9 protein-coding genes are annotated in these 11,605 nt (G+C 54.4%); 7 read left to right on the top strand and 2 right to left on the bottom strand.

The features are described 5' to 3' along the window. Positions 1-77: 77 nt before the first annotated feature. Both ACYVAD_RS18655 and ACYVAD_RS18650 read right to left on the bottom strand, forming a co-directional pair. On the bottom strand, positions 78-1,628 hold the full coding sequence (locus ACYVAD_RS18655) for a DEAD/DEAH box helicase (protein WP_461141153.1): 1,551 nt from the start codon (positions 1,626-1,628) through the stop codon (positions 78-80). Positions 1,629-1,874: 246 nt separating this feature from the next. Continuing rightward, positions 1,875-2,909 (bottom strand): SMP-30/gluconolactonase/LRE family protein, encoded by a 1,035-nt coding sequence (locus tag ACYVAD_RS18650; protein ID WP_461141034.1) that lies wholly within the window; start codon positions 2,907-2,909, stop codon positions 1,875-1,877. A gap of 157 nt (positions 2,910-3,066) precedes the next feature. Between ACYVAD_RS18650 and ACYVAD_RS18645 the strand changes: the two genes are divergently transcribed. The 7 genes from ACYVAD_RS18645 to ACYVAD_RS18615 all read left to right on the top strand — a co-directional run bounded on the left by ACYVAD_RS18645 (position 3,067) and on the right by ACYVAD_RS18615 (position 11,554). Then, positions 3,067-4,170 carry an L-dopachrome tautomerase-related protein gene (locus tag ACYVAD_RS18645; protein ID WP_461141033.1) on the top strand — a complete coding sequence of 368 codons (1,104 nt, stop codon included), beginning with the start codon at positions 3,067-3,069 and terminating at the stop codon, positions 4,168-4,170. A 137-nt stretch (positions 4,171-4,307) separates the two neighbouring features. Next, positions 4,308-5,633: a DEAD/DEAH box helicase gene (locus ACYVAD_RS18640; RefSeq protein ID WP_461141032.1), complete on the top strand. Its 1,326-nt coding sequence runs from the start codon at positions 4,308-4,310 to the stop codon at positions 5,631-5,633. A gap of 74 nt (positions 5,634-5,707) precedes the next feature. Next, positions 5,708-7,819, top strand: coding sequence for a TonB-dependent receptor (locus ACYVAD_RS18635; protein WP_461141031.1), 2,112 nt, complete (start codon positions 5,708-5,710; stop codon positions 7,817-7,819). A 245-nt stretch (positions 7,820-8,064) separates the two neighbouring features. Then, a complete protein-coding gene (locus ACYVAD_RS18630; RefSeq protein WP_461141030.1) occupies positions 8,065-8,505 on the top strand; it encodes a response regulator in 441 nt (146 codons plus the stop codon). Positions 8,506-8,670: 165 nt separating this feature from the next. Then, entirely contained in the window at positions 8,671-9,735 is a 1,065-nt protein-coding gene (locus ACYVAD_RS18625; RefSeq protein ID WP_461141029.1) for an NAD(P)H-dependent flavin oxidoreductase, read from the top strand. Positions 9,736-9,852: 117 nt separating this feature from the next. Further along, positions 9,853-10,488, top strand: a complete 636-nt coding sequence (locus tag ACYVAD_RS18620) for an ABC transporter ATP-binding protein (RefSeq protein ID WP_461141152.1) — start codon at positions 9,853-9,855, stop codon at positions 10,486-10,488. A 4-nt stretch (positions 10,489-10,492) separates the two neighbouring features. Then, positions 10,493-11,554 (top strand): hypothetical protein, encoded by a 1,062-nt coding sequence (locus ACYVAD_RS18615; protein ID WP_461141028.1) that lies wholly within the window; start codon positions 10,493-10,495, stop codon positions 11,552-11,554. Positions 11,555-11,605 lie beyond the last annotated feature (51 nt).

The following is an 11,605-nucleotide window of genomic DNA, read 5'->3' as shown; positions in this document are numbered from 1 at the left end:
CGTAAAAGCCAATAAAAATGCCCGATTTACTTACGTAAATCGGGCATTTTTATTGGCTAATAAAGCTAGCTATCAGTCTATTCACCCACTGGTGCGGGCGCCTGATCGGCGGTTGATTGAGTGTTCCCCTCGCCTTCCCGCTTCGGTCCCCGACGACGTTTCTTCCGGCGTTTAGGCTTGGTTCCTGCTTCGCCTTCAGCCTTGATGACGGGTTCGCCTACCGGCTGACAGACATCCTTGTCCACCTGACGGGCTATGGTTGGTGGGACACCTTCCAGGTGTCCACTCTCTACGCCATCGCCTACTAGTTTAGGTCTTTCCTGACCGGGACGATCCTGTCCGGGTCTGTCCTGACCGGGACGGCGGTTGTTGCGCCGGCGGTTATTATCCGGTTTCGCTTCGCCGGTTTCACTTTGTTCGGTGGTCGCCGACGAACGCGGGCGTTCACTACGCTCTCCACGGCTCCGGTTCCGATCTCGTCCCCGGCCCTGGCTATTCTTGTCGCGGGGGCCGCCGAACCGACGGGGGTCGAACTCGGGGGCTTTGCCCATACCCAGTTCTTCGGTTACCGCCCGTTTATCCAGTTCGCGTTCGATGAGTTTTTCGATGCTCACCACCCGGCGCTGATCCTGATCACTGACGAACGTAATGGCGGTTCCAGTTGTCGCGGCCCGGGCCGTACGACCAATCCGGTGTACGTAATCCTCGGCGTCGCGCGGAATGTCGTAGTTAACGACGTGCGTCAGGTTATCGATATCGATCCCCCGCGACAACACGTCGGTGGCGACCAGAATCGGGAAGGCTTTGTTTTTGAAATCCCGCAGTACTACCTCACGGTCATCCTGGTCTAGGTCGGAACTGATCCCACGGGCTTCGTAGCCCAGCTTGCTCAGCGTCCGGACGATGCCGTTCACTTCCGATTTGCGCGAGGTGAACAGCACCATGTTATTGACCGGCGTCGGGCTATTCTTGATCAGGTGCGCCAGCAACGGCAGTTTCTGACTGTCGTATGCCATGTAAAACTGCTGATCGATCCCGGCCGCAGGTTTCGACACCGCCAGCCGGATTTCTTCCGGTTCATTCAGAATCCGTTTCGAAAACTCCCGGATCTTGTTCGGCATGGTCGCCGAGAACAGCAGGGTCTGCCGCTGTTTGGGTAGTTTATCGACAATGTTCTGGATGTCGTCGGAGAAGCCCATGTCGAGCATCTTATCCGCTTCATCCAGCACCAGATAGCTAATCTTGTCGAATTTGACGTAGCCCAACTGCATGTGAGCAATGAGCCGACCAGGTGTGGCAATAATAATATCAGCACCGGTTTCCAGCGCTTTCCGTTGCTTGTCCCACTCGTCGCCTTTCCCGCCCCCGTAGATCGCGATGCTGGTCGCCTGAACGAAGTAGCCAAATCCCTCGACCTGTTCGTCGATCTGCTTGGCCAGCTCGCGCGTGGGCACCAGGATCAACGTACTGGTGTGATCGTGATCGGCGTGGGAAATTTTATCGAGGAGTGGAATCAGATAGGCCGCCGTTTTGCCGGTTCCTGTCTGGGCGCTGGCAATAAGGTCGCGACCTTCGATGATTTTAGGGATGGCCATCTCCTGAATAGGCGTGGCCTTCAGGTAGTTCATGGCGTCTACTCCGGCCAGCAGGTCGTCGTGGAGATTGAATTCAGAAAATGTCAAGGTAACAGCTTGTGAAGGTGATACAACGCTGACCTTAACATCCTGGCCAGCAAACAGTCGCTACGGCAATCCAATAGCATTATGCCAAATATACAAAAAAAGCGACAAAATCGTGCCGCTTGATTTGGTTGGCTTATCTGTGTAGATAAGCCACTCCGCTTGATTCGCATATGGCTCGCCGTAATTCGTTCATTATGGTTTACCGGGTATGATCCCTTTGGCGTTGGTTTTTATGCGGCACAGGAACGTATTGGACGTAACGTAAAGCATCGATCCGTCGTCTCCCCAGGCGCAGTTGGCAATTACCTCGCCCGTGTCGATCCGGCCCAGCAGCTTACCAGCGGGCGAGATAATCAGCAAGCCGCCCGGACCAGCCGCCCAGAGATTACCGTCGCGGTCCGTTTTGATCCCGTCCGGCACTTCCTTATCCCGAAGTTTGGGAACCGACTTAGCATCGAAGAAGATTTTTCCCTGGCCGACAGTGCCGTTGGCGAGCAGGGGGTATGCCATAATGAGTGGCTTCAGCGAGTCCGATTGCGACACGTAAAGCGTTTTACCATCCGGCGAAAACGTCAGGCCGTTGGGGGTCGTCATGTCGCTGATGAGCCGATTAACCGTACCGTTCGGCATCAGCTGGTACACGCCGTTGACGATCAGTTCCCGCGTTGGATCTTTCTCTTTTTTCGGCAGGCCATACGATGGGTCGGTGAAATACAAACTGCCGTTTGCGTGCGCTACTACGTCATTGGGGCTATTGAGCCGTTTGCCCTGGTAGCTATCGGCCAGGGTTTGTTTCCCCCACTTGCCGTCCAGCTGCAACGCAGCAACGCGCCGGTCGCCATGATCGCACATAACTAGTCGGCCTTTCCCGTCAATCGTCAAGCCATTGCTACCGGGTTCTTCGCTGTAAGGCATCGGGCCGGTATAGCCGGTTTTCTCGAGAAATTTCGACAGGCCTTTCGTTGGCGACCACTTGTAAGTGATCTGCGCTTTCGTGTCGCTGACTAGCAAACAGTTGCTGTCTTTGACCCAGACGGGGCCTTCCAGATGACCGAAACCAGCGCCGATAATTTCGATTTTGGCATCAGCCGGAATAAGTTGATTCAGTTTTGGGTCCGTGCGGACAACCTGCCCGATGGTAGCGTAGGACGTAGACTGCGCCCAGGCTGTTGCGCTACCAATAGTTAACAGCAACGGGAGCAACTGACGCGTAAAAGAGACGAACATAACATTGAAATGTATTGCTCTCACCTAACCGCTGTACGAAAGCGAAGGTTACGAAAACCGACAAAGCGGAGCCTGTGGGATCGCGGCTTTGCGGGTGGTAAATTTTTGAAACCTTCCCATCGGACCGTCGTTAGGAAGCTAGTTAGTTAATCAACGCATGAAAACATCTCTTTTTGCTTTATCTCTAATTATGAGCAGCACAGCGGTAATCGCTCAGTCTCAGCCCGGCCAGTCGCCAAAGGTCGAAACGGTGGCTGAGTTTGGCAAACACCAGCCCATCGGCGTGGGCGTTTCCAAGGAACGACGCATATTTATTACGTTCCCGAAAAAACCGGAGAATTACGACTACGGGCTGGCGGAGATTATCAACCGTGGCGACGGACCGGGGCAGCGGAAACCTTACCCCAACGCCGAATGGAACCAGTGGGATTCGCTGAAGCCCAAAGATCGGTTTATGAACGTACAGGCGCTGTTCGTCGACAAAACCAACGCGCTTTGGGTACTCGACCCCGGCAACCCCGGCGAGGAGGCAACCATTCCGGACGGCGTCAAGCTGATGAAGATCAACCTGGCAAATGATCAGGTCGAGAAAATCTATCGCTTCGAGGACCTGCCCCGCGAGAAAACGGCCCTCAACGACGTTCGCGTCGATACTGAGCACCAGTTTGCGTACCTGTCGGATCCCAAGCGGGCCACGATTGTCGTACTAGACCTAAAAACGGGCAAGAGCCGAAATCTGCTACAGGACGATAAATCGACCAAGGCCGATCCGGAGTTTAAGCTCAAAATTGACGGCAAGGAAGTAAAGGACGACAAAGGAAAATCGTTCAGCAGCAACGTCAATGGTATCGCCCTGACCGACGACTTCAAGTATTTTTATTACCGGGCCATTAACCAAACCAAGCTGTACCGAATCGAAACACAATACCTGCGGAATCCTAACCTGAGTCCGGCGGAGGTTGCCAAACACGTAGAAGAAGTGGCTGAGACCGGCGTATCACACGGCATGACCTCCGACGCGAAGGGTAATGTCTACCTGACGGATTCGCCCAACAAAGCGGTACGGTATTTAACGCCGGACCGCAAACTCGAAACGCTGGCCAGAGACAGCCGTTTTCTCTGGCCCGATAGCTTCGCCGTGGGTTCGGATGGCTATTTGTACATGACGGCTGCCCAGATTCACCGCACGAAGAAATACAATGACGGACAGGATAAAGTCGACTATCCGTTTCGCCTGTACCGCATGAAGCTGCCGAATTAAGGGCTTCAGCTGCACTACTCATAACGGGCAATTCACTAGCCAGTTAGCCAAATAAAGTACCCTCTATTCGTAGGTGGGTAATTGATCCTTGCGATACAGCTGGTCGATTGCCCACCTATTTGATTTACTTTTAGGGTATGATAACACCCCAACAGTCGGAACAGCTTCTGGCGAACTTAGGGATTACGACCCTGAATCCGATGCAACAGGCTGCTCAGCAGGCCATTCAACACCGCACCAATACCATTCTGATTGCTCCTACTGGTTCGGGCAAAACCGTCGCGTTTCTGCTCCCGCTGCTCCAGTTGCTTACTCCCCAGAAAAATAGTGTTCAGTGTTTAATTCTGGTTCCTTCCCGTGAACTGGCCCTTCAGATCGAGCAGGTCTGGAAAGCCATGGCAACGGGCTTCAAGGTCAACGTTTGTTACGGTGGTCATGCCATCGACACTGAAATCAGGAATTTAAGCAACCCACCAGCCGTATTGATTGGTACGCCCGGCCGCATTGCTGACCATATCGACCGCCAATCGTTTGCGCTGGATGGTATTCACACGCTGATCCTGGACGAGTTCGACAAATCGCTGACGCTGGGCTTTCAGGAGGAAATGGCTTTTATCATTGATGGGCTACATAATCTCCAACAACGCGTTCTGGTATCAGCCACGGCGGGCCTGCTCATTCCCGATTTCGTGGGTCTTGAGTCGCCCAAAATGGTAACGTTCGTCGCAGATGATACGCAGCCGGGCAAGCTGACGATGGAGGTTGTGTACTCGCCGGACAGTGACAAACTCGATACGTTATTTGCGTTACTCTGCACGCTGGACTCTTCCCCCGCCCTGATCTTCTGCAATCTCCGGGAAACGGCTGACCGATGCAGCGAATGGCTGACAGGACGGGGCATTTACGCCCGGGCCTACCACGGTGGTATGGAGCAGGAAGACCGCGAACGAGCCCTGATTCAATTTCGGAACGGGAGTGTCCGCTACCTGGTTACGACCGATCTGGCGGCCCGAGGGCTGGACATCCCCGAAATGCAATACGTCATTCATTACCAGCTGCCGCCCAACGAGCCGGAATTCGTGCATCGCAACGGCCGCACCGCCCGGATGCACGCGTCAGGTACGGTATATATCCTGCTGAGCCGAGACGAAACCTATCCCAGTTATCTTGCCGATACGCTCCCGGAGTTTCAGTTACCCACTACGCGCCTGCCCCTGCCTGCCTCTCCCGATTTTCAGACGTTGTACATCAGTGGTGGCAAAAAGAACAAAGTAAACAAGGTTGATATCGTCGGTTTCTTCAGTCAGAAAGGCGGTCTTGAAAAAGGCGACCTGGGACGGATTGACGTACAGGACTTCATGTCGTTTGCGGCCGTACGAACCGAAAAAATCCCCGGACTGCTCGCCAGTATCAGTCAGCAGAAGATGAAAGGAAAGAAGTACAAGATCGAAGTGGCCCGGTAAGCGTCTTTTTTTATCGTTCTGAACCAGTACGCGTTTAACTACGTATTGATTTGCGAATAGTTTGCCTGCTCAAAATGACCCAATCATCTACATTACTCTTCGTTGTTACCTCTCTTTTTCCCATAGTCTCCTTTGCCCAGACGCCCGTTACGTCGTCATTAGAGGATACGCTCCAGTTAAACGAGGTTGTCGTGCGAGGCTACGCGACGAATCGGCGGTTGCTCGAAACCCCCGCGTCCATCGGCCTGCTGACGCGCCGGGATCTGAACCAGCGATTTGGTACGCCCACGCTGGTGCCGGCGCTCAATACGTTACCCGGCGTTCGGGCCGACGAACGATCGCCGGGCAGCTACCGGCTCGCCATTCGGGGCAGCGCTATCCGGTCGCCGTTTGGGGTACGTAACGTCAAAACCTACTGGAACGAACTCCCGTTGACCGATGCGGGTGGCAACACTCCCCTGAACGCGCTGGACGTTCGGGCGCTGGGCCGGGTCGAAGTCATCAAAGGGCCATCGGGTAGTCTGTACGGAGCCGGAATCGGTGGCACTCTACTGTTCAGCGGTCTGTCCGTTCCGGCTGGACAAACCCGCGTCGAATTATCGGCGCTGGGCGGTAGCTACGGTTTGTACGGAAACGGGATTGCCGTGCAAACGGGACGAAATAACTCGGCGATTTCGCTCAACTACAATCACCTCCAGAGCGACGGCTACCGGGACCACAGCGCCGTGGTGCGGGATAATCTGAGCCTGACGGCTTCATTTACCGCCAGTCCTAAACGAACCATCTCGGTACTGGGGCTGTATTCGGATTTACACTATCAGACGCCCGGTGGCCTGACGGCCGCGCAGTTCCAGGCTAATCCACGGGCCGCGCGCCCCGCTACGCCAACACTACCCGGTAGTGCTCAGCAACAGGCGGGCATTTATCAGAAAGTGGGTTATCTGGGTGTGTCACAGGAGTACCGCTGGAACGACCGGATTCAGAACACAACCGTTATTTACGGGTCGACGACGGATTTTGCCAATCCGTTTATTTCTAACTACGAGCGCCGTACTGACCAGGGCATTGGCGGCCGGACAATTACCCAGTTTCGCTTACCCAACGGCCCGTTACCCGCTACGTTTACGGTGGGTGCCGAATACCTACGCAACTTCACCGTCGACCGCAATTTTGGTAACCGGGGGGGCGTAGCGGATACCATTCAGACCGACGAGGAGTTGATTGCCCGCCAGAGTACGCTCTTCGCGCAGGCCGAAGTTGAGCTTCCCGCCCGGTTCCGGCTGACAGCGGGGCTGAGTCGCAACGATAGCCGCTACGGATTTACCAGATTCCCGATCCGGAGCGCCGGGGCCGTACCCGCTACGTTGCTGAACCGCTCCTTTCAGCCTGTCTGGTTACCGCGCGTCGCGCTGTTACGTACGTTCGGTCCAAACATCTCGGCGTTTGCCAGCATCAGTACGGGCTATTCGACCCCATCAAGTCAGGAGGTACGTCCGTCGGCGGGCGGTTTTAATGCGACGCTCAACCCCGAGCGGGGAACCAGTTATGAGGTAGGCATTCGGGGCTCGGCGCTGAACAGTCGGTTTCGGTTTGACGTGTCGGCTTATGAGTTGCAGCTTACCCAAACGATCGTGCGCCGTTCCAACGACGCGGGAGCCGAGTATTTCGTGAACGCCGGGCGCACGAGCCAGCAGGGTATTGAAGGACAACTATCATATGATTTTATCCTGCCATCGTCGGTAGCCGATCCAGCTTTCTTCTCGCTGTTCCGGCTTTGGCACAGCCTGACGCTGACGAATTACCGGTTCCGCGATTACCAGCAGGGAACATCTGATTTATCCAACAATCGCATTCCGGGCGTCGCCCCCGTCACACTCATCACGGGAGTAGATCTGGAAACGAAACCCGGCCTGTACGCGCACGTAACCTATCAGTTCCTGAATCCCTTTTTCCTCAATGACGCGAATACGGTATCGGCCAGCCCAACCCGGCTCTTACAGGCTACGCTAGGCATCCGACGGTCGCTGGGAAAATACTGGTCGCTGGATGTCTATGCCAGTGGCGATAACCTGTTGAATCAGGTGTATTCGCTGGGTTACGATCTTAATGCTTTTGGAAATCGCTTCTACAATGCGGCTCCTACCCGCAACGCGCTCGGTGGCGCGCGGATAAGCGTGAAATGGTAGACGAGCCCCCATCAATATGATCCATCTGCTACCCCAGACAGCCAGGCAAACAGTTGCACTTTACAAAGATCCGAATTAGTCATTAGTAGTTACTTATTGGCAAGAAGTTGCCGAAAATCCCGCTATATATCCTTACATAGAGGAAAGTGGTTCCGTATAACGCTTCCCTGTTTTGCATTTTACGTATACAAGTCAATGAACTTTTTGCCGAGGTGATACGTTGGCAACTCGAACAACAAGTATACATGAATCCATTGCTTAAGGAGTGCGTCTACCTGGTGGATGACGATGAAGATGACCGTTTCCTGGTTCAGCAAGTTTTCAAACAAACTAGTCCGGAATGTACCCTCCGACTCCTTGGCAACGGCGAGGAACTTATTCAGGCACTCACGCAGGCCGAATCCCTGCCCAGTCTGATTCTGCTGGACGTCAACATGCCGTTTATGGGCGGCATGGAAGCCCTGCGAATCATTCGTGAGAATCCAGATTACGACACAGTTCCCATTGTTATGCTGACGACATCCGATCAGCTTTCGGACCGGGAGCAGGCAACCTTGTTAAAAGCAAATGGGTTTATTACCAAACCACCTACCTTACAGCAGTTGAACCACGAGATCATGCGGCTCCGACAGGACTGGTTGATTGGCAACTGCGTGTCAACGAAACCCGTTGCTTTTACTCGTTAGCTAAAGCGAACAGACTCTATTTAAATTCATATGTCAGGCAGCCTTGTGTAGGCTGCCTGACTGCTTTTACAGACTAGCCTACGTCAGCCCAGCGCTGATTTTTCTTTATTCCTTACGTACTTCGGAATCTGTCACGTTCTTAATCGTGTTCTGCTAAGTATGTCGATGAAGCTGTCACACCTGCTCCCCATTACGTATCCAATTATTCAAGCGCCAATGCTGGGCGTGACTACCCCGGCCATGGTAGCTGCTGTAGCGAATACGGGCGGTTTGGGCTCCCTGCCCATTGGCGGCCTTTCGCCCGAAAAAGCCAGCGAACTGATCCGGGCGACAAAAAGCAAAACGGACAAACCGTTTTCGGTCAATCTTTTTACCCATGAAACCACTGTTCCAGCCGATCCCGACGCTATTGAACGTATGCTGGACCTGCTGGAGACGATCTACAAAGATTATGCGATTCCGTTCTCGCGCCCAGCGCTGACCAACTTTCGGTTTTACAGCTACCGGGATCAAATTGACGTACTGCTGCACGAACAGATTCCAATTGTCAGTTTCACCTTTGGCCTTCTGGAGCCTGACCTGGTTTACCAATTCAAACGTCGGGGTACTACGTTGATTGGTACCGCCACCAGCGTACAGGAGGCTGTCTTATTGGAAGGCATTGGCGTTGATGCCGTTGTTGCCCAGGGTACAGAAGCGGGTGGTCATCGGGGTAGTTTTCTGGCCGACGATCCGTTGCCCCAGATCGGCTTATTGTCTTTACTCCCCCAGGTTGTGGATGCCATTTCACGGCCCGTGATCGCAGCGGGTGGTTTATTTGATGCCAGAACGGTTGAAGCGGCTTTTGTGCTTGGGGCAGCAGGCGTGCAGTTGGGTAGCTTTTTTCTGGCTACTGACGAAAGTGCAGCCAGCGAAGCGTACAAAACGGCGGTTTTAACGTCTACCGACACCTCAACGTCGTTAACAAGGGCTTTTTCGGGTCGCTGGGCCAGAGGTATCCGGAATCGCTTCATGGATCAGATCGAGCAGTCAGGTCTGGCTATTCCCTACTATACATATCAAAATAGCCTGACAGCGGAATTACGGGCGCATGCTCAGCAACACAACATACCCGATCTGATTTCATTATGGGCGGGGCAGTCGGCGGCTAAAAGTCAGCGGGGCAAGTCGGGTGATTTATTAAAAGTTTTACTAGACCAGCTTACTTTTGGGGATGAAGCTATGTCATAGTCCTTCCGTAACTTCGGTTGCACCTCGTTTCGGATAAGCGGTCGGTTAGCCAGTAGACCGGTACGTATCGCCTGGGCCTTTGCCGCTACTTTTGTGACTCTCTCTAACGCCATCCCCTTGCTGACTGTTACGAACTTCACTAAATCTTACGAAGGACGGCCTGTCCTGACCATTCCAGCGATGGAGTTTTCAGCGGGTATCCACTATTTCCAGGGCAGCAACGGCTCCGGGAAGACGACGTTCTTCCGGACGGTAGCGGGCCTGCTCCCCTTCGCGGGGGCGATTACGCTGGACGATCAGTTCGACATCAACCGTGATCCGGTCGCCTATCGGCTGCGAGTGAATTACGCCGAAGCCGAACCGCTTTATCCGGCCTTTCTGACTCCACGTGATTTGGTTGGATTTGTCGGGCAGACAAAACGAGCAACTGCCAATCAGATCGATACGCTGGCCGCCCTGCTGGGAGTCTATACGTTCTGGACGCAGCCAACGGGTACCTTCTCCAGCGGTATGCTGAAGAAATTATCGCTCCTGCTGGCGTTTCTTGGTTCGCCCCGTCTGGTGCTCCTTGATGAGCCCCTGACAACGCTGGACGTAACGACAGCGGCCCGCCTGTTTGACTACATCCGGCAACTTCATACCCAGCAGCATGTATCGCTCTGGCTCACCTCGCACCAGGACGTTAGCCTGACGGGGTTGCCCATTCGGCAAGTCTGGCAGGTTGGTAATGGCGGCATTACAGCCCTAAACTGATCCTATGTTTACGGTCCTATCCCGCACTCTTGTCCTTCCCTTTTATGTCCGCAACGCCGGAACGCTGCTGGTTATCGTGCTGCTCGCGTTCGGTTTTATGCGTCCCATGGACCACGAAGCGCTCATTACGGCGGCTTTGGGTTCTCCGTTTCTACTTGGACTGGTTTTCATTGGCTGGGGTCTGTATACGTGGCGTACGGTTAGCTTCGTACGAAGTCAGCTACTGGCACCGGAACATCTGTTTCTGCACACGTTCTGGTTGGTTCCTCCTGTCAAACGGTACGTGCTCTGGCTAATCCTGGTCGCGCAATTACTCGTGCCGGTCATTGGTTACGCGGGCTGGATGCTGGCCCGCGCCGTTCATTATCAGGCCTGGGGAGCGCTCGGTGCTATCGTATTTGTTGTCATCAGCCTGATTGGCTACGGAGCCTGGACCGTTGACTTTCGCCTTCGGCACCCAACTCCTTTTTCGTTGACGCTCCCGTCCCTGGCCGTTCGGCTTCCCTACGAGCTCTTTTATCCCACCTACTGGCTTCGGCAGGAAACCCTGTCATTGGTGTTGACCAAAACGATCTCTGCGCTTTTGCTGGTGGGAGTCTGCCGCCTGTACCCCACCGATGATTACGACCAGCGGCTGTTACTGATTGGGCTAATGCTGGCCCTCATTACCCATTCCCAGGTGGGGCCCCAGCATCAGGCTTTTGAGCAGCGTTACCTGTTGCTTCTGCCGAATCTGCCGCTACCGTGGTTTCGGCGGCTGGGACGTTATGGGCTTACGTATGGGCTGATCTGGCTCCCCGAGCTGCTCATTCTATTACGAAACTGTCCGGATGCGGTTTCGTCCGTGTACGCGGCCGGACTCTGGCTGACGGGTTGGGGGTGGTTGTTGCTGCTGCACAGTCTGGCGGCTACCCGTACCATCGCGCCTGAGCGCTGGCAGACCAGCGTATTCTGGGCCTTTATTCTTGGCTTGGTCAGCATCATGTTTGGGCTACCCATCAGCGCGTGGCTGCTCATCGGCTGGTTGGGGGCGGTTGGCTGCTGGCGACTGGCGTATCCATCCTGAATCCAGATTTCGTTATTTACCCGGTTGCTACCGTTTATCATTACCTGGTTT

Source organism: Spirosoma pomorum, from assembly GCF_054776615.1.
The sequence above is the reverse complement of the archived record's forward strand: the minus strand, read 5'-3'. Positions and strand labels throughout refer to the sequence as shown.